The 17,597-nt window shown below is 73.7% G+C and carries 16 protein-coding genes; 4 read left to right on the plus strand and 12 right to left on the minus strand.

Annotation, left to right across the window (positions count from 1 at the left end; translation table 11 throughout):
• Positions 1–81: 81 nt before the first annotated feature.
• Both ACFWBY_RS33240 and ACFWBY_RS33245 read right to left on the minus strand, forming a co-directional pair.
• The gene (locus ACFWBY_RS33240) at positions 82–1,713 is read right to left on the minus strand and encodes an amidohydrolase (protein ID WP_385340632.1); all 1,632 of its coding nucleotides are present in this window, start codon (positions 1,711–1,713) and stop codon (positions 82–84) included.
• Positions 1,714–1,941: 228 nt separating this feature from the next.
• Positions 1,942–2,382 (minus strand): Lrp/AsnC family transcriptional regulator, encoded by a 441-nt coding sequence (locus tag ACFWBY_RS33245; RefSeq protein ID WP_365918508.1) that lies wholly within the window; start codon positions 2,380–2,382, stop codon positions 1,942–1,944.
• A gap of 219 nt (positions 2,383–2,601) precedes the next feature.
• Here ACFWBY_RS33245 and ACFWBY_RS33250 point away from each other — a divergent pair, with 219 nt between their 5' ends.
• A complete protein-coding gene (locus ACFWBY_RS33250; protein WP_385340633.1) occupies positions 2,602–3,048 on the plus strand; it encodes a hypothetical protein in 447 nt (148 codons plus the stop codon).
• Positions 3,049–3,053: 5 nt separating this feature from the next.
• Here the strand turns inward: ACFWBY_RS33250 and ACFWBY_RS33255 are convergent, their stop codons facing one another.
• The gene (locus ACFWBY_RS33255) at positions 3,054–4,157 is read right to left on the minus strand and encodes a phosphotransferase family protein (protein WP_385340635.1); all 1,104 of its coding nucleotides are present in this window, start codon (positions 4,155–4,157) and stop codon (positions 3,054–3,056) included.
• Positions 4,158–4,332: 175 nt separating this feature from the next.
• Complete coding sequence (locus ACFWBY_RS33260; protein WP_385340636.1) at positions 4,333–5,469, minus strand: hypothetical protein; 1,137 nt, start codon at positions 5,467–5,469, stop codon at positions 4,333–4,335.
• Positions 5,470–5,916: 447 nt separating this feature from the next.
• Between ACFWBY_RS33260 and ACFWBY_RS33265 the strand changes: the two genes are divergently transcribed.
• Positions 5,917–6,135: a hypothetical protein gene (locus tag ACFWBY_RS33265; protein ID WP_385340638.1), complete on the plus strand. Its 219-nt coding sequence runs from the start codon at positions 5,917–5,919 to the stop codon at positions 6,133–6,135.
• 597 nt (positions 6,136–6,732) lie between these two features.
• On the opposite strand, the gene ACFWBY_RS33270 is transcribed toward ACFWBY_RS33265, so the two are convergent.
• The 5 genes from ACFWBY_RS33270 to ACFWBY_RS33290 form a co-directional block, all read right to left on the minus strand.
• Complete coding sequence (locus ACFWBY_RS33270) at positions 6,733–7,905, minus strand: acyl-CoA dehydrogenase family protein (RefSeq protein ID WP_385340640.1); 1,173 nt, start codon at positions 7,903–7,905, stop codon at positions 6,733–6,735.
• A gap of 143 nt (positions 7,906–8,048) precedes the next feature.
• The gene (locus ACFWBY_RS33275) at positions 8,049–8,801 is read right to left on the minus strand and encodes a TetR/AcrR family transcriptional regulator (protein WP_385340642.1); all 753 of its coding nucleotides are present in this window, start codon (positions 8,799–8,801) and stop codon (positions 8,049–8,051) included.
• 182 nt (positions 8,802–8,983) lie between these two features.
• Positions 8,984–9,142, minus strand: coding sequence for an SCO1431 family membrane protein (locus ACFWBY_RS33280; RefSeq protein ID WP_385340644.1), 159 nt, complete (start codon positions 9,140–9,142; stop codon positions 8,984–8,986).
• Between the two features lie 119 nt (positions 9,143–9,261).
• Entirely contained in the window at positions 9,262–9,684 is a 423-nt protein-coding gene (locus ACFWBY_RS33285; RefSeq protein ID WP_385340645.1) for an SPW repeat protein, read from the minus strand.
• Positions 9,685–9,774: 90 nt separating this feature from the next.
• Positions 9,775–11,199, minus strand: coding sequence for a peptidase C39 family protein (locus ACFWBY_RS33290; protein WP_385340647.1), 1,425 nt, complete (start codon positions 11,197–11,199; stop codon positions 9,775–9,777).
• Between the two features lie 196 nt (positions 11,200–11,395).
• Between ACFWBY_RS33290 and ACFWBY_RS33295 the strand changes: the two genes are divergently transcribed.
• Both ACFWBY_RS33295 and ACFWBY_RS33300 read left to right on the plus strand, forming a co-directional pair.
• The gene (locus tag ACFWBY_RS33295; RefSeq protein WP_385340648.1) at positions 11,396–12,040 is read left to right on the plus strand and encodes a uridine kinase; all 645 of its coding nucleotides are present in this window, start codon (positions 11,396–11,398) and stop codon (positions 12,038–12,040) included.
• 389 nt (positions 12,041–12,429) lie between these two features.
• The gene (locus tag ACFWBY_RS33300) at positions 12,430–14,376 is read left to right on the plus strand and encodes an AAA family ATPase (RefSeq protein WP_385340667.1); all 1,947 of its coding nucleotides are present in this window, start codon (positions 12,430–12,432) and stop codon (positions 14,374–14,376) included.
• Between the two features lie 32 nt (positions 14,377–14,408).
• Here the strand turns inward: ACFWBY_RS33300 and ACFWBY_RS33305 are convergent, their stop codons facing one another.
• The 3 genes from ACFWBY_RS33305 to ACFWBY_RS33315 form a co-directional block, all read right to left on the minus strand.
• Positions 14,409–15,503 (minus strand): hemolysin family protein, encoded by a 1,095-nt coding sequence (locus tag ACFWBY_RS33305; RefSeq protein WP_385340650.1) that lies wholly within the window; start codon positions 15,501–15,503, stop codon positions 14,409–14,411.
• Complete coding sequence (locus ACFWBY_RS33310; protein WP_385340652.1) at positions 15,500–16,876, minus strand: hemolysin family protein; 1,377 nt, start codon at positions 16,874–16,876, stop codon at positions 15,500–15,502. The genes ACFWBY_RS33305 and ACFWBY_RS33310 overlap by 4 nt, the downstream gene beginning before the upstream one ends.
• Before the next feature lie 199 nt (positions 16,877–17,075).
• The gene (locus tag ACFWBY_RS33315) at positions 17,076–17,540 is read right to left on the minus strand and encodes a PH domain-containing protein (protein ID WP_385340654.1); all 465 of its coding nucleotides are present in this window, start codon (positions 17,538–17,540) and stop codon (positions 17,076–17,078) included.
• Positions 17,541–17,597 lie beyond the last annotated feature (57 nt).

The following is a 17,597-nucleotide window of genomic DNA, read 5'->3' on the forward strand; positions in this document are numbered from 1 at the left end:
CGTCCGGTACGGACGTCCGGTGGTGGACCCGGCCGAACCTATCCGGGTCCGGCCACCCTTACCGAACCACGGCCCGACGGATCACCCCTGTGGCCGTACGAATACCTCCCGGCCACCGACGACGGTGGCCAGGCACACCGGCAGGTCCCCGCCGGGGCTCAGGTCCGGCAGCCCGGGGGTGCCGGAGCGGGGGTCCGTGGACCAGCGTGCGACCCGGTCGTCGGGGGCTTGGACCACCAGTTCCGAGGTCTGCCAGACGGCGTAGTCGGCCGGGGCGCCGGGTACGAGGACGCCCGCGTCGTCGCGGCCCAGGGCCCGCCAGCCGCCGCGCGTGTGGGCGGCGAAGGCTGCCCGTACCGAGACGCGGTGGGCGGGCGTGCGGTGGAAGGCGGCCGCCCGTACGGTGCCCCACGGGTCGAGCGGGGTGACGGGGGCGTCGGAGCCGAAGGCGAGCGGGACTCCCGCCTTGAGCATGGCGGCGTACGGGTTGAGCGTGCGGGCGCGCTCGGCGCCGAGCCGGTCGGCGTACATGCCCTCCTCGCCGCCCCACAGCGCGTCGAAGGCCGGCTGCACGGAAGCGGTGAGGCCGAGCTCCGCGAAGGCGGCGATGGTGGCCGGGGTCATCATCTCGGCGTGTTCGACGCGGTGCCGGGCGGCGCGGACGCGGTCGAGGCCGACCTTGTCGGCGGCGGCCCGGAACCCCTCGACGACAGCGGTGATCGCCGCGTCGCCGATGGCGTGGAAGCCCGCCTGGAGGCCCGCCTCGGTGCAGGCGGCGACGTGCCCGGCGACGACCCGGGCGTCGAGGTAGTCGGTGCCGGTGTGCCCGGCGTCGGCGTACGGGGCGTGCAGGCAGGCGGTGTGCGAGCCGAGGGCGCCGTCGACGAAGAGGTCTCCCGCGGCCCCGACCGCCCCGAGGTCCTTGACCCGGCCGAGGTCCAGGTCGGCCCAGTAGCCGAATACCCGCGGGCCGGGACGGGTGCGCGCCAGCTCCAGGAGGGCGGTGAAGTCCTCCGGAGAGGAGATCTCGGGGCCGCCGCACTCGTGGACCGAGCCGATGCCGAGGGACGCGGCCCGGTCGAGGGCGGCCCGCTGGGCCTCGGCGCGCTGGGCCGGGGTGAGGGCGTCGAGCGCGGCGCGGCGTACGGCGTGGTGGGCGTCGCGGGTCAGCGGCTCGTCGTCGGCGGCCTCGACACCCGGTACGAGCCGGAGCAGGGCGGTCGTGACCACGGCGGAGTGCGCGTCGATGCGGCTCAGGTAGAGCGGCCGTCCGCCGGTGGCCTCGTCGAGCTCACCGCGGCGCGGGGCGCGCCGCTCGGGCCAGCGGGAGGCGTCCCAGCCGTGGCCGAGGAGCACCCGGTCGGCCGGGCGGCTCTCCGCGTACGCGCGCACGCGCGCGACGGCCTCGGAGAGCGAGGCGGCCGTGGACAGGTCCAGGCCGGTGAGGGCGAGGCCGGCGGAGGTGGTGTGGACGTGGGCGTCGGTGAAGGCGGGCGTGACCAGCGCGCCGTCGAGGTCGACGACCTCGTCCACGCCCTGGGCGAACGCGTCGGCCGCGCCCTCTGAGCCGACCCAGGCGACGCGGCCGCGCTCGACCACCATGGCGGTGGCGAAGGGGTCGGCGGGGCTGTGGACCTCTCCGCCGCGGAGGAGGACGGTGCGGGTGCCTCCGGCGGCGGTGGCGGAGTCTGAGTCGGCGGTGCGGTCTGTCATGCCGACAGTCTCTCCTTTGGGACGCGGTACTCGCACCGCTGCCCCGGACCCCGGCCGCTCGCGCGCGGTGGACCGCCCAAGAGCACGGGCACGGCCCGGTACCGCCGGACCGGGCCGGTCGGGTCGTGGCGGCCTCGGCGGACCGCCCCCGCCGGACGGAGTCCGGCGCTGTGGCCCGAAGCCGGGGAGGCCCCTGAGGGCCGAGCCGCGCGAGCGGCGCGTAAGAACTCAGACGCGCGGCGGGCGGGACTCGTACGGGGTGGAGAGGACCACCGTGGTGCGGGTGGAGACGTGGGCCAGGGCGCGCAGGCGGCCCAGGAGGTCTTCCAGCTCCAGCGGGGTCGCGACGCGGACCTTGAGGATGTAGTTCTCGTCGCCCGCGACGCTGTGGCAGGCCTCGATCTCCGGGACCCCGGCCAGCCGCTCCGCGATGTCGTCCGGCGCGCTCGGGTCGAAGGGCTTGACCGAGATGAACGCCGTCAGGGGCAGCCCGACGGCTTCGGGGTCGACCACGGCGGCGTAGCCGCGGATGACCCCGCGCTGTTCCAGGCGGCGTACTCGCTGATGGACGGCCGACGTCGACAGTCCGGTGGCCTTGCCCAGGTCCGTGTAGCTCATCCGCCCGTCCCGCACGAGCAGATCCACGATCTGGCGGTCCAGCTCCTCCATTGCGCTCATAGCCGCACAACCTACGGCCCTGAACCGCTTCTGGCACAGCCGTGTCCACGGATTGGGGTGGCGCCCGAGGCGGTCATGTGACCAATGCCACAAGGGTATGCGGGCGTACGGCGGCCGGAAGTGGTTACTCGTGCCGAGTGGCGGGAAATGCTTGGGGTGGCCGTGGCCGAGGAACCTGCCCGCCCGGCCCACCCAAGGGGGAGTACATCCATGCTGAACACCAAGCGCGCCGGTCGCATCGAACCGGAGCCCCTGGAAGCCGTCGAGGGCGACTACGCCGACGATGACGACTACCTCGAATACTCCGAGGCGTTCGAGATCCACCACGCGACCTGCCCCGACTGCGGGCAGTCGATCGCCCTCGTCGCCGGCGAGGAGTACCTGCCGGAGCACGCGCTGTGCCTGACCCCGTGGAACCCCTTCGGACTCACGGTGTGCGCGGGTACGGGGCGCCCCGCCTCCGACGCGCTGCCCACGCTCGGTTTCGGTTCCGACGAAGTCCACGAGCTGGAACCCGTCGTGCACTTGGCGCTGCCGCAGGGCCTGGATTGGCGCACGCAGCCGTTCTCGCACGTCGGCGGCCCCGGGTCGCGTCCGGTACGGACACCCGCCCCGGCGGTGCTGCCGCAGATGCGGCAGCACGCGCAGGCGGCCTGAGCGGACTACCAGTACGCCCCCTGCACCATGGCGGCCAGGCTGGCGTGGTGCAGGATCAGGCTGTCCGGGTCCGCCGGGACCTCCACCTCGCCGAAGTGCGCCTGCCGGTAGGCGATGCGCAGCATCACGATCCCGTGCCGCAGGGCGGCGTAGAGCGTGTGGAACTCCATGTCCCGCGGTGTGTGGCCGGTCAGTCGTGCGTACTCGCGCTCGATGTCCTCGCGGCGCAGGAACCCGGGGAGGCCGGGCTGGCCGAACCCGACGGTCAGGTCCTGGAAGAAGCGGTGCAGGTAGACGGTCCAGCCGAGGTCGACCTCGCGCGGGGCGCAGGCCGCCATCTCCCAGTCGAGCACGGCGACCGGCTCGAAGCCGTCCGCCTCGTAGACGACGTTGCCGATGCGCGCGTCACCCCAGTTGAGGACGGCAGGGCCGCCCTCGTCGCGGGGCCAGAGCTCTTCGAGGCGGTCGAAGGCCCGTTCCAGCAGCGGGGACCGGGAGGTGCCGGCCACCACCCATCGGTAGTAGGCGCGTTGGGACTCCACGTGGCGGCGCAGCGGGCTGCCGTCGCCCTCCGGCAGGAGGAACTCCGCCTCACCGGGCGGGAACTGGTCGTGCAGCCGCGCCAGCAGGGAAACGCTCGACTCCTGGAGCGCGGCGCGTTCGGCGTCGCTCGCGGCGTGCAGCCAGTTGCCCTCGTAGGTGTAGGGCATCACGTCGGGCGGTACGCGGCCTTCGGCGCGGGCCATGACGAAGAACGGCGCCCCGAGCGGCCCGGGATCCTCCTCCAGCCACTGCACGCGGGGGACGGGCAGGTCGGTGTGGGCGGCGACCAGGCTCATCACGCGGTGCTGGCGGGGCATGTCGTACGAGGGGAAGACGGTGTAGGCGGCCGGATCGGCGGCGAGGCGCAGGGCGCAGGCGCGGATCGGGGCGTCGGGGTGCTCTATGTCGAAGAGCAGGGTCTCGCTGGACATTCCGTTGGAGCCGGGCACCGAGACGTTGGTGACCTTCGCGCCGGGTAGTTCGGCGTCGAGCCAGGCGGCGAGGCGCCGGGCGAGCTCCTCTGGTTCGCGGGTGGAGGTGCGGGGGCGTGGTGCCGGTCCTGCCATGGGGTACCCCTTCTCTGGCGTGGCTGCTGCTGCCTCTTCCGTGCCCGCTCCGTGTCGGCTCGTGCCCGCTCCGTGTCGGCTCGGTGTCGGCTCGGTGTCGGCTCGGTGTCCGCGGACGCCGGGCCCGGAGCGGCCGGTCGGCCGGCGGGGCCGGCTCTGCCGCGGACGTGGCGTCCTACGGGGCCACGGAGCCGTAGTCGGTGAAGCCGCTCGGGTCGTGGCGGCCGAAGCTGCCGTGCTCGAAAATGCCGAAGCCGGTGCGTCCCTCGAGGGTGAAGCGGGCCGAGTGGTCGGTGACCCCGAAGGCGGCCATGGGGTGGGCGGCGGGGTCGGACAGGTCGTACGCGCGGCGGTCGGTCCAGCCGCGGCCCTGCCAGCTTCCGTGCTGCCAGTCGGAGGCGGGCGGGTAGCCGGCGCCGACGGCGAGCGGGGAGGCGTTCAGGATCTCCACGCCGAGTTCGAGGGGCTTGCGTCCGGCCGGGTCGGTGAGGTGGACGACGGCGCTCTGCGGATGGCGGCTGCCGGGCCGGTAGCGGATGTCGGTGTGCGGCCAGCCGAGCTGGACGTCGCCGAGGCCGCTGCCTTCGGGGAAGACCTGGACGGCCTCACTGAGGTTCCGGTGGCCGTCGGCGTCCTCCTGGGCGATGACCATCAGGAAGCGGTCCTCGAACCGGACGGGTATCCAGAGCCAGTGGAAGCCCTCGGGCCGGTGCTCCTCGGCGGCCCGGCCGCCGTCCTCGCCGGGGATCGGGCGCACGCCCCAGCTGCGGTCGCGGGTGCCGGTCCACTCGGCGGCGTCGAGGACGAACCGCTCACCCCTGGCGCGGATGGTGCCGGTGACGTTGCCCGCCTGGACGAAGCGGCGGCCTTCGAGGATGAGCCGGTCGCCGCGGCGCTGGGTGTGGTGCGGCTCCCAGAGCGCGGGGAACTCGGCGGTCCAGGTGATGTCGTAGGCGAGCCCGTCGGGGTCGGCGGGGTCGGCGGCGCAGCTGAGCGTGATGCGCTTGAGGGGTTCGTCGACGGTGATCCGCAGCGGGCCGACGGCCAGGTTCATCCGGTCGTCGCCGAGGGCGTCGGAGGCGCGGACGGCGAGGAGTTCGTCGCCCAGGCGGAGAGTCGCGTAGGCGTCGATGACGCCGGCGTTGGGGTAGACGCCGAGTCCGAGGATGAGGACGGCGCGGCCGGCGTGGTCGAAGACGTGGAAGATGCAGCGGTCGTATGCGTTGCGGTCGCCGGTGACGAGGTGCTTCATCGACAACGGGGCCTGGTGGATGGGGTACTCGTCGAGCGAAACAGGCCGGTCGGCGGGCATGGCGAACCTCCTGGGACGGGTGCGCGGGACGGCACCTGGGCGAAAATGACGGTACGTCAGATTGCCTGTCGGGGGCCAGAGTCGTGGCACGGACTGTCAGGGCGACACGTCGTGCGACGGGGGGCGGGCCTGGGCCGGTCGCCTGGCCGGCGGGGGCTGCGGCAGCGGCGGGCGCCGGGGCGGCGACACAGGGCGGCCGCACCGAGCGGGGCGACACGGAGCAAGGGCGGGGTGGCGCAGAGTGGGCCGCGGGCTGCGGGCTGCGGGCTGCGGGCTGCGGGCTGCGGGCTGCGACACGGGAAGTCACCCTGAGCGGGGCGCTACGGAGCAACGGCGGGGCAGCGCGGCGGCAGGTCGGGGCGGTGGGACGGGAGCGCCGTTGAAGCGTCGAACGGATGGGCGGGGTTACCCGCGGGTCCGGTGGCGCGTTGGCCCGGCATGACCACGATGGAGACTTCCAGCCCGAGGGCGGGGCGTCGTCGACGGACGCCGGCGGCAGGGCACGAAGAATCGGTTCCGCTCGCCGCCGACCCGCCCATCTACAGTGCGCTGCTCGCCCGCTGGGCCGAAGACGGCCGGACCGTGCCCGGGCGGCGCGATCCGGAGTGGTCCAAGATCGCTTCCTCGCCCATCTGGCCGAGCGGCCCCCTCTTCGGCGGCGGCTGACCGCTCGGAGGGCTAGTGCTGTGGCCGGGAAGGCGTGCCGGGTCGCGGTGTTCGGTGCGGTGCATCTCCCCCAGCTACCGCTGGGAGGTGCTCCCGGGGCGGAGGGCCACGGCTCGTAGCGGACGTACCGCCGTGGCCCGACAACGCGGCGAGGCGCCGTGCCGGGCGCCGCGACCCGGTGAATCTTCCCGGCCACAGCACTAGGGAGACCCCTTCGGATCCGTCGGCCGAGCCTGCGGTACCTGGTGCCGCACACGGCAAGGCGCAGCGGCGTCCGCGTACTGGAGACCCCCCTGCCCCGACGGCAACGCGGCCAGGTGCCGTACCGAACACCGCGAGCCCGGCAAGATCCGAAAGCGAGGCCCTGGCCGGCCCGCCGCCGTCGGCCGGGAACCGCGCGGGAGCGGAGAGGTTCGCCGCGGCGCGGGCTCGGGATCCATGTGCAAGCGCCCCGGCGGCAGGCAGCTGGGCTCAGGCGGCCAGACACCCAAAAGCCAGGCGGCAGGCGCCCAGGCGGCAGGCCCAGGCGGCAGCCGGCCAGGCGGCAGCCGGGCAGCGCCCAGCCTGCCGGGCCCAGCCGGACCGGGTCCGAGCTGTTCAGCGGGACTCGGGGCCCGCCAGGTGGCGGGCGATCACCATGCGCTGGATCTGGTTGGTGCCCTCCACGATCTGGAGGACCTTCGCCTCGCGCATCAGCCGCTCGACCGGGAAGTCCGCCGTGTATCCGTAGCCGCCCAGGACCTGGACCGCGTCCGTCGTGACGGCCATCGCCGCGTCGGTGCAGAACAGCTTGGCCATCGCCGCCTGACGGGAGAACGGCTTGCCCGCGTCCCGCAGCCGCGCCGCCGCCAGGTACAGCGCGCGGCCCGCCTCGATCTTCGTCGCCATGTCGGCCAGCATGAACCGCAGGCCCTGAAAGTCCGCGATGGGGTGGCCGAACTGCTTGCGGTCCAGCGCGTAGACCAGGGCCTCGTCCAGGGCGGCCTGGGCCACGCCGATCGCGCAGGCGGCGATACCGAGGCGGCCGGCGTCCAGGGCCGCGAGGGCGATGGTGAAGCCCTGGCCCTCCTCGCCGATGCGACGCGTGTCGGGGACCCGTACGCCGTCGAAGTGCAGCTGGGCGGTGGGCGAGCCCTTCATGCCCATCTTCTTCTCGGGAACGGCGGCGGTCAGCCCCGCCGCGTCGCCCGGCACCAGGAACGCCGTGATGCCCTTGGGCCCGTCCACGCCCGTGCGGGCCAGGACGGTGTAGAAGTCGGCGACCCCGCCGTGGGTGATCCAGGCCTTGGTGCCGTCGATGACCCAGTCGTCGCCGTCCCGGACCGCTCTGGTCGCCAGCGAGGCCGCGTCCGAGCCGGCGCCCGGCTCGGAGAGGCAGTACGCGCCCAGCAGACCGCCGCCGAGCATCGCGGGCAGGTGGGCGGCCTGCTGCTCCTTGGTTCCGTAGCCGGCCAGGCCGTGGCAGGCCAGCGAGTGCACGCTGACGCCGAGTCCGACGGTCAGGCGGGCCGCGGCCAGCTCTTCCAGCACCTGGAGGTAGACCTCGTAGGGCTGGTCGCCGCCGCCGGCCTCGCCGGCGTACGGGAGACCGAGCAGGCCGGACTCGGAGAGCAGGGTGAAGACCTCCCGGGGGAAGCGGCCGGCGTCCTCCTCCTCGGCCGCTCGCGGGCGGATCTCCCGCTGCGCGATCTCGCGTACGAGTGCGAGCAGGTCGCGGGACTCCTCGGTGGGCAGCTGACGTTCCACCGGCTGCTGCGCGCGGTCGGTCATGGCGGCGCTCTCCTCACTCGTCAAGCACGGGGCGGCGCGTGAGGGTGTTACGCGACGCCGGGTCTCGGGGCTCACAGCCGATGGTCCCTCCCGGATCACGGGAAGGACCAGTTCAAGGGGCTGCGGCGGTTGAGTATGCCCGATCAGGGGCTTCCCGTCACGGGCAGGAGATCGCCCTCGGGGACGGGCGGGGCCGGGCACTCGGGGACGAACTCGCCGATCACCGTCAGCGTCGCGCGCAGGGTGCGCACCAGGAGGGCTCCGACCTCGTCCCGTCCGGGGCGGCCGGGGGCCGCCGACACCGTGACCGTGCCCGCCGGGCCGCCCGCTCTCATCGCTCCGCCTGCTTCCGCCGCTCCGGGCCCCGGGGCCTCGGGCGAGCCGATCCACTCGAGCGTGCTGCCCTCGACGCCCGACAGCCAGCCGACCAGCGCCAGCCGGGCCAGCGGAGGGACGGATCGGCGGCCGTACGCGCCTTCGGCGATGGTCGCGACGAGCTCCTCGCGGACCGCGTCGCGGATGGCGAGGACCTCGGAGTCGGAGCCGACGCCGCCGGTGACGATGGTGCGGTAGGCGGCCTGGTGGTGCTCGGCGTAGTAGAGGTAGCCGTCGATGGTGGTGCGCACGCGCTCGGCGGCGGGCACCACCTCGCCGTCGGCGGCGGCCCGGGCGACGAGCTCGGCCACGGAGTCCTCGACGATGGCCAGGTAGTAGCCGCGCTTGCTCTTGAAGTAGTAGTAGATGAGCCCCTTGGCGACGCCCGCCTGTTTGGCGATGTCGTCCATCGAGAGCGCGTCGTACGAGGTGTCGGCGAACAACGCGCGTCCGATCGCTATCAGTTCGGCCCGCCGAACCTGCGAACGCCCGGTCGTTCCGCGTTGTTGACTATTGTTCAAATTCAGCCCTAGCCTCGAACTGCCACAGGATGGCCGAAGTATCGCAGACCTGCGCGCACTCCTCCTCGCCCTCCCCTGCGCACCGGAGGGCTCCCGCCGGACGATCCTCCCCCGCTCCCGCGCCGGTCGGCCCGGGCCTCGGCGGGATCGCCGCGGCCCGGCAAGATCCGAAAGGAGACGGCCTAGAAGAACCAGCCCACCTGGGTGACGAACATGGCCACGACGACCACCAGGGTCCAGCCCAGTACGTGCTCCAGCCAGGAGGAGGAGCCGTCCTCGGGCCCGCCGGTACGGACCAGGTCGCGGGCGTCGGAGGTCAGGGGGGCGCTGTGTGCGGTCATGCCTTCCAATGTGACAGCGGGGACGGCGTTCGCGGTAGAGACGATGCTCACGCCGTGGCATGCCTCACGCCCCCGGCGGTCACGAGGGAAGCCGGGGGCGCGAGGAGCGAGCGTGCGGATCAGGTGGCGCGGTCGCGGCCCGCCATGGCCGCCATGGCCAGGGCGAGGCAGAGTGCGACGGCGCCGGTGATGACGTTGGTCAGCACGGTGCGGGTCGTGTCGACCTCGCCGGCGATGACCCAGGGCGCGATGATCGTCCAAGCACCGAGACCGACCGCGGTCCACGCCATCGCGTGGGTGCGTTCGTACGCGGAGCCGAGCCCGCCCATGCACAGGCAGTACGCCAGGCCGGCGATCAGGTTGTTGATCGCCAGCGAGCTGAGCACGCTGAATCCGACGATCCAGGGCGAGGCCGCCAGGAACAGGCCCGTGAGGAGGGCAAGCGCCTCGACGGCCTGGGCGGCCGGAGTGCTGGTGACGCGCTCGAACCGCGTGCGCATCTCAGCGAGGTCGGGGTGGTGTTCGATGGAGTGGGTGGTCATGTCGGGCCGCCTCCTAGTGAAGCGTCTAACCTTTATGTGCCCTTTATTCCCCTATGGTCCGCTTGTCATACATTCCGGTGGTCGTGATTTTCAGGCCACTCCGACCGCTCGCAGCGCGACGATCTGGGCGGCGTTCGGCCGGACCGGTCCGTACAGGTAGCAGATGCCGCCGGTTCCGGAGACGACCTTGCCCGCGGCGTTACGTCGCTTCGTGCGCAGCCAGTTGTTCTCGAATTCCCGGCGCCGGTAGACGCGGCGCACGGCCGGGTTGTCGGGCGAGTGCGGGTCGTTGGCGATCACGTCTCCGGCCGCGGTGAAACCGACGACCGTCATGAGGTGGCCCGCCGTGCCGTAGCCCGCTCCCGTCAGCTCCTCGGCGGTGAAGGACTGCGAGGTGATGACCGGGACGCCGGCCCGGACCAGGGTCTCCAGGTCGGTGAGGGAGCCCAGCCGGGTGACGACCCCCGCCAGCTGCCGGTAGGTGGCGGCGTATGCGGCGTTGAAGGGCCAGTTCCCGCAGCCCTTGTACGCGGCGTCGTAGGTGGAGCGGGCGGCATGGCAGACCTGCGGGTCGACGTAGCCCTTCTTGACCCACGTCAGGGACTTGGTACTGGCCCTGCGACCCCAGAACTCGATGATCATCTGTGAGGAGGTGGGGCTGCACCAGGCCTCGCCGCCGTTGTCGTACTCGGGGTACTGGCCGGCGTGCGTCTCCTGCGAGTACCTCGGCACCTTCAGCTCGTGGGCCGTGCCGGAGGGTGCGGACGCCGGGACGGTGAAGCGGTCCGGGACGTCCGAGGCCATGGCGCCCGCGAGCCACACCGTCGGTCCGCGCTGGGCGCCGGGCTTGCGGTAGAGGGTCAGGCGCAGGCGCCAGTCCTTGATCCGCAGCCCGGTCGCGGGGGCGTCGACGCCCAGGGTGTCGGTCCAGACGGTGGATTTGCCGTCCGTCTGGCCGTCCACGGAGGTGCGGCGGATGTCCCCGTCGCCCGCGGCCCAGCGGCCCATCACGTACCAGGGGGTGGCGGTGCCGTCGGTGTAGGTACCGCGCAGTTCGATCTGGATCCAGGTGCCGGCCGGGGTACGGGCGTTCCAGGAGGCGACGGCCTCGGTGGCGGGCACGGCGGAGGCGTGCACCGGGGAGGTCCAGGTGGCGTACTCCCAGGTGCTCTTCTTCCCGGTGTGCGGGTCGGCGTACTCGCTGCGGCCGACCGCCGTCTTGATCTCCAGGCCGGGGCGGGCGCCGGCGACGGCGGTCGTGCCCCGGTGGGTGCCGGCGGTCCAGTGGGCGTGGGAGTACCAGAACCGGTTGTCCACGGTCTTGCGGGTGGCCGCGGCAGCGGCTGCGTCAGGGGGTACGGACGCCGGGACCGCGGCCTCGGGTCCCGCGCCGGCGTTCGGGCGGGCGGCCGGCGCCGGGCCGGCCGCCCTGGCCCGGCCGCCCGGCACGGTGACCGCCGTGGCGGCCGCGAGGGCTACGGCCAGCAGGGCCCGGCGTGGTGTGGCTGCGGTCATCGGCGTGGCCCCCAGGGGTCGGTGCGGTGTCGACGGCTCCACCCTTCCAGTTCCCGCCCGCCGGGCGGCGAAGCAGGAGGCCCGTGTCGGGGTGACGCGGCGCCGAGGGCGGGGGCGTGGGTGGGGGTGGGGGTGGGGGTGGGGGTGGGGGTGGGGGTGGGGGTGGGGGCGTGGGTGGGGGTCATAGGCTGGGGCGGTGGAGTCCCCCGTGTCGCACCCCTCGCTTCGGCCCCTCGCGCGCGAACTCGCCGCCCTGCCGCCCTCCCTCGGTGAGGTGCGGCTGATCGGGATCGACGGGCACGCCGGTTCCGGGAAGAGCACCCTCGCCGGGCTGCTCGCGCGGGCGCTGGGCGGTGCTCCCGTACTGCACCTGGACGAGGTGGCCACCCACGAGGAGCTTTTCGACTGGGAGGCGCGGCTGCGCGCGCAGGTGCTGGAGCCGCTCGCCGCGGGCCGGCCCGCGCACTGGGCCCCGTACGACTGGACCCTGCGCCACTTCGGCCCGGAGCGGGTCCTGGAGCCCGCTCCGGTGCTGCTCGTCGAGGGCGTCGGTGCCGGGCGGCGCGCGCTGCGGCCGCGGCTGGCGCGGCTGCTGTGGATGGAGACGCCGCGGGCGGAGTCCTGGGGGCGCGGGCGAAACCGGGACGGGCGTGAACTCTCCGACTTCTGGGACGGATGGGAGCGCGCGGAGCGCGCGCACTTCTCGGATGATCCTTCACGCCCCTTCGCCGACATCCTGGTGCGGCAGAGCGGTACGGGATACGAGTGGACTTCCGGGACTGCCGGGACCGCGGCAACAGCGCCTTCCGTCACCGAGGGTCACGGGCTCCCCCGGGCCTGACGGCCCCTGCGGGTCCACTACGCCGAGGCTCGAACGCACCGCTTGACCGGGGGACGGCAGCGGTCCTACGTTCTGAATGCGCGGCCCTCACAGGCTGCCGCGGATGCGGAGCCCCCGACCATTCCCCCGTGATCGGGGGCTTCGTCCTGTCTCCGGGCCGCCCGGCGACCGCACGTCGCGGCGGCCTCGCGCGGGCGAATCCGCGCCGGCACCTCACCCTGTGTCACCACGCGTGACGCGGACGATCACCCGACCCGTCTTCGACGCACCCTACGTAAGGTGCGTAACCGCAGGTACGATGCACCCCTGATTTCATCAGCGCTGGGACAACTCGCGTGCGTGACGCGGGGGTTGTCGCGCACCACGGGGGCAGGCTTGTGGGGGACGTGATGGATTTCGCCGCGGTGGGCAGCGCACACGCCCCGGCCGAACTCGCCTGGCTGCGGGGCGTCGACGCCTGCACGATGGGCGCCTACCCGCAGGCCGAGGAGGAGTTCCGGACGGCGGTACGACTGGATCCCGCGATGGCCGACGCCTGGCTGGGCCTGCACGCGCTCCGGGTCGACACCACCGACGCCTTGTTGCGGATGTACGCCCACCGGGACCGCTTCGGGGAGCAGCGGGCCCGCCACCGGCGGACCCTCAACTCCTGGTACTGGCTCGGCTGGTGGGTACAGCCCGTACTGGAGAGCCGGCGCGACCTGCTGCTGGCGCACGCCTCGCACTGGCTGGACGGCCGCCACGTGCCCGAGCTGGACCAGGCGCTCGCCGCCCTGCCGCCCGTGGACACCGATCCGCAGGTGCGCTTCCTGCACGCGTGCCGGGCCTATCTCGTCAAGGACTGGGAGCAGTTGGTCCGCCACACCGAATCCCTGGTGGACGACCCGCTGCTGGGCATCGAGGCGGGTCTGTTCGGCGGGATGGCGCGGGTCCGGCTGGAGATGTACGGGCAGGCGGAGCCGCTGCTGTCGGCCTCGCTGATGCGCTGCCGCAGCGAGCAGCCGCAGCGCAAGGAGCTGCGGTACTGGCTGGCGCGGGCGCACGAGGGGACCGGGCGCAGCGCCGCGGCGCTGCCGCTCTACCGGGCGGTGCACCGGGTGGACCCGGCGTTCATGGACACGGCGGCCCGGCTGACGGCGATCGAGGACAGCGAGGACGCCGACGGGCTGGCCGGCTACGCGGGGGGCCCGGGTTACGAGGGTCTGGGCGGGCACGGCCCCTCCCCCTCGGGCGGGGACTTCGCGGCGGTGGCGTTAGGCGGCGGCCCGGTCCAGGACGTCGCGGCGGACGGGCAGTCGGAGCCGGATCCGCTGACGGCGGAGCCGCCGGAGCCGCGGCACGGCCCGGGGGCGCCCCCCGGACCCGGCCCGGGCCGGCCGGCGGGTGTACGGCAGAAGACGGCGCTGCCGGCCCAGCCGGGGCCGGTGGGACTGCCTGCCGGGCCGGCGGATCCGGCGGCGCTGGCCGAGGCGCTCGCGGAGCTCGAGCGGATGGTGGGCCTGGAGCCGGTCAAGCGGCAGGTGAAGGCACTCTCGGCGCAGTTGCACATGGCCCGGCTGCGGGCGGTCCAGGGTTTGCCGGTGCAGCCGCCGAAGCGGCACTTCGTGTTCTCGGGGCCGTCGGGTACGGGCAAGACGACGGTGGCGCGGATCCTGGGCCGGGTGTTCTACGCGCTGGGCCTGCTCGGCGGCGACCATCTGGTGGAGGCGGGCCGCGCGGACCTGGTCGGCGAGTTCCTCGGGCAGACGGCCGTCAAGGCGAACGAGCTGATCGACTCGGCGATCGGCGGGGTCCTGTTCGTGGACGAGGCGTACAGCCTCTCCAACTCCGGCTACAGCAAGGGCGACGCGTACGGCGACGAGGCCCTGCAGGTGCTGCTGAAGCGCGCGGAGGACAACCGCGACCGCCTGGTGGTGATCCTGGCGGGCTATCCGGCGGGTATGGACCGGCTGCTGGCCACCAATCCGGGGCTGTCCTCGCGGTTCACCACGCGGGTGGACTTCCCCAGCTACCGGCCGCTGGAGCTCTCCTCGATCGGCGGGGTGCTCGCGGACTCCAACGGCGACCGGTGGGACGACGAGGCGCTGGAGGAGCTGCGGAGCATCAGCGGGCACGTCGTGGAGCAGGGCTGGATCGACGAGCTCGGCAACGGCCGGTTCCTGCGCACCCTGTACGAGAAGAGCTGCGCCTACCGGGACCTGCGGCTGGCGGGCTTCGCGGGCGAGCCGTCGCGGGACGATCTGTCGACGCTGCGGCTGGCGGACCTGATGCAGGCCTACGGGGAGGTCCTTTCGGGCCGGGGCCCCCAGGAACGGCCGGAGCCCCCACCCCTGTAGAGGGCGGGGGGCTCCAGCCGGCCGGCAGCGGGTCAGCGGGCCAGGGCGTCCTGCGAGACCGGGACGGGAGCGGGCGCCGACGCCCGGCGGGCGGGCGGAGCCGTGCGGTGCGCGGGGTCGCGCACCTCGCCGACCAGGGTTTCGAGTACGTCCTCCATGGCGACCAGGCCGAGGACCCGACCGGCCGGATCCGCGACCTGCGCCAGGTGGGTGGCGTCCCGGCGCATGACGCTGAGGGCGTCGTCGAGCGGGAGGGTCGAGCAGACGGTGGTCATCCGCCTCCAGACCCGCTGGGGGACGGCCCGTTCCCGGTCCTCCAGGTCCAGTACGTCCTTCACGTGCAGGTAGCCCATGAAGGCGCCGCTCTCGGCGCGGACGGGGAAGCGGGAGTACCCGGTGCGGACCGTCAGCTGCTCGATCTGGCGCGGAGTGACGGAGGGCCCGACGGTGACGAGCCGGTCCGGGGCGAGGAGGACGTCGGTGACGGGGCGGCTGCCCAGTTCGAGCGCGTCCTCCAGGCGCTCCTGTTCGACCGGTTCCAGGAGCCCGGCCCGCCGGGAGTCCTTGAGCAGGCGGCCGAGCTGGGCGGAGGTGTAGACGGCCTCGACCTCGTCCTTGGGCTCGACCTTGAACAGCCGCAGGACGAGCGTGGCGCAGGCGCCCAGGGCCGTGGTGACCGGCCCGCACAGGCGGGCGAAGGCGACCAGGCCGGGGCTGAACCACAGGGCGGTCTTCTCGGGCGCGGCCATGGCGAGGTTCTTGGGGACCATCTCGCCGATGACCAGGTGCAGGACGACCACGGCGGCGAGCGCGAACGCGTAGCCGAGGGGGTGGACCAGGCCCTCGGGCACGTGGGCGGCGTGGAAGACGGGCTCCAGCAGCCGGGCCACCGTCGGTTCGGCGACCGCGCCGAGGGTGAGCGAGCACATGGTGATGCCGAACTGTGCGGCGGCCATCATGCGCGGCAGGTTCTCCAGGCCGTGGAGCACCTGGCGGGCCCGCTTGGAGCCGGCGGCCAGGGGTTCGATCTGGCTGCGGCGGACGGAGACGAGCGCGAACTCGGCGCCGACGAAGAAGCCGTTGGCCAGGACGAGGAGCAGGGCGAAGAGGAGCTGGAGCAGGGTCACCGGCCACCCACCGCTTCCAGCTCGGCGGGGGCGGGTACGTGACCCGGCGCGCCGGAACCCTGTGGGGCGGTGCGCACGAGGCGGACCCGTTCGGCGCGGTAGCGGCCGACCCGGCGGACGGAGAGCTTCCAGCCGGGCAGTTCCACGCGGTCCCCGGGGGCGGGGATGCGGCCGAGCAGGTCGGCGACGAGTCCGGCGACGGTCTCGTACGGGCCTTCGGGGACCTCGAGGCCTATCCGGCGCAGGGTCTGCACGCGGCAGCTGCCGTCGGCCTCCCAGGACGGGCGGCCGTCCTCGGCGGGTACGGCGGCCAGTTCGGGGCTCTGGTCCTCCGCGAGGTCGTGCTCGTCGCGGACCTCGCCGACGAGCTCCTCCACGATGTCCTCCAGGGTGACGACGCCGGCGGTGCCGCCGTACTCGTCGACGACCACGGCCATGGGCTGTTCGCTGCGCAGCCGTTCCAGCAGCGGCTGCACCGGCAGGGAGCCGGGCACCAGCAGCGGGGCGACGCAGATCCGGCTGACGCTGGTGCGGGCGCGCTCGGACTCGGGCACGGCGAGGGCGTCCTTGAGGTGGACGACCCCGGTGATCTCGTCGATGCGCTCGCGGTAGACGGGGAAGCGGGACAGGCCGGTGGCGCGCGTCAGGTTGAGCACGTCGGCGGCGGTGGCCGTGTGCTGGAGGGCGCTGACCTTGACCCGGGGGGTCATGACCAGCTGGGCCGTGAGCTCGCCGAGCGAGAGGGTGCGTACGAAGAGGTCGGCGGTGTCCTGTTCGAGGGCGCCGGCCTGGGCCGAGTGTCGGACCAGGGAGACCAGTTCGCCGGGGGTGCGTGCGGAGTCCATCTCGTCGGTGGGCTCGACGCCGAGCGCCCGGACGAGCCGGTTGGCGACGGCGTTGAGGGCCGCGATGACCGGCCGGAAGGCGCTGGAGAAGGCGTGCTGCGGGCCGGCGACGAAGCGGGCGACCTGGAGCGGCCGGGAGACCGCCCAGTTCTTCGGGACGAGCTCGCCGACGACCATCTGGACGGCGGAGGCGAGCAGCATGCCGATGACGACGGCCGCGCCGGGGACGGCGCCCCCGGGGAGGCCGGTCGCGGCGAGCGGCCCGGCCAGCAGGGCGGCGAGGGCGGGCTCGGCGAGCATGCCGACCACGAGGGAGGTGATGGTGATGCCGAGTTGGGTGCCGGAGAGCTGGAAGGAAAGCTCCCGAAGGGCCCGGACGACCGTGCGGGCACGGCGGTCGCCTTCGGCGGCTGCGCGTTCGGCCTCGGGTCTCTCCACCGTGACGAGGCCGAATTCGGCCGCCACGAAGAAACCGTTGGCGAGGATCAGGGCGAATGCCGCCGTGAGCAGGAGTAGCGGGATGGTCATGCCGCCGGCCCCATGGGGAGGGCGGCGCGGGTACTACCGGACGATCCGTCCATTGCTGGAGGGAGTCACTCCTCAAGTCGCAGGTGCCCACGGGCCGCGGGGTCCGGGGCCGGTGGGAGGGCGCACCGTCGCGCCCCCACACCAGGGTAGTCATTGAGATCGCCGCCGCAATGGGACGCAGCGACGGGGCCCGCCGGGCTCAGTCGTTCGTCGGGCCGGTGCCGTGGGCTTCGACGAGGGCGCGCAGGGCGCGGGCGTCGGCGATCGCCTGTGCCTTGGCGACGCCGGGCTGGATGCCGAGGGCGGGCAGGCTGGTGCCGTCGCTCAGGTCGAGGAAGACCCACGCGTCGCCCGGGCGGAGGTTGACGCGCAGGATCTGCGCCCACTCCAGGCGCCGGGTGTTGGTGAGGTTGACGACCGTGAGGCCGCCCTGGTCCGCGACCACCTTGGGTCGGCTGAGCAGGACGAGGACGGAGGTCAGCAGGGCCGCGGTGAAGACGAAGGCGATCCGCTCACCGGGGTGCAGGGTTTCGAGGATCAGGGCGATCGCCGTGATGGTGACGAACATGGCGGCGCCGACGCCCAGCAGGACGGCCCGGCTGCGGGTCGGCCGGAAGGTGACCGGCAGGGCGGGCGGTGCGGGCTGGGCGGTGGCGTCGGCCATGTTCGTCTGGTGCCTTCGGGTGGCGGAGCGTAGCGGTGTGGGGGGCGGGCGCCGGCG

The organism is Streptomyces sp. NPDC060049, assembly GCF_042736715.1.
Lineage (GTDB): Bacteria > Actinomycetota > Actinomycetes > Streptomycetales > Streptomycetaceae > Streptomyces.

Excerpts from the sequence above, each read along its gene's own strand:
- ACFWBY_RS33240 (WP_385340632.1), bottom strand. The coding sequence starts at position 1,713 with ATGACAGACCGCACCGCCGACTCAGACTCCGCCACCGCCGCCGGAGGC.
- ACFWBY_RS33245 (WP_365918508.1), bottom strand. The coding sequence starts at position 2,382 with ATGGAGGAGCTGGACCGCCAGATCGTGGATCTGCTCGTGCGGGACGGG.
- ACFWBY_RS33250 (WP_385340633.1), top strand. The coding sequence starts at position 2,602 with ATGCTGAACACCAAGCGCGCCGGTCGCATCGAACCGGAGCCCCTGGAA.
- ACFWBY_RS33255 (WP_385340635.1), bottom strand. The coding sequence starts at position 4,157 with ATGGCAGGACCGGCACCACGCCCCCGCACCTCCACCCGCGAACCAGAG.
- ACFWBY_RS33260 (WP_385340636.1), bottom strand. The coding sequence starts at position 5,469 with ATGCCCGCCGACCGGCCTGTTTCGCTCGACGAGTACCCCATCCACCAG.
- ACFWBY_RS33265 (WP_385340638.1), top strand. The coding sequence starts at position 5,917 with ATGGAGACTTCCAGCCCGAGGGCGGGGCGTCGTCGACGGACGCCGGCG.
- ACFWBY_RS33270 (WP_385340640.1), bottom strand. The coding sequence starts at position 7,905 with ATGACCGACCGCGCGCAGCAGCCGGTGGAACGTCAGCTGCCCACCGAG.
- ACFWBY_RS33280 (WP_385340644.1), bottom strand. The coding sequence starts at position 9,142 with ATGACCGCACACAGCGCCCCCCTGACCTCCGACGCCCGCGACCTGGTC.
- ACFWBY_RS33285 (WP_385340645.1), bottom strand. The coding sequence starts at position 9,684 with ATGACCACCCACTCCATCGAACACCACCCCGACCTCGCTGAGATGCGC.
- ACFWBY_RS33290 (WP_385340647.1), bottom strand. The coding sequence starts at position 11,199 with ATGACCGCAGCCACACCACGCCGGGCCCTGCTGGCCGTAGCCCTCGCG.
- ACFWBY_RS33300 (WP_385340667.1), top strand. The coding sequence starts at position 12,430 with ATGGATTTCGCCGCGGTGGGCAGCGCACACGCCCCGGCCGAACTCGCC.
- ACFWBY_RS33310 (WP_385340652.1), bottom strand. The coding sequence starts at position 16,876 with ATGACCATCCCGCTACTCCTGCTCACGGCGGCATTCGCCCTGATCCTC.
- ACFWBY_RS33315 (WP_385340654.1), bottom strand. The coding sequence starts at position 17,540 with ATGGCCGACGCCACCGCCCAGCCCGCACCGCCCGCCCTGCCGGTCACC.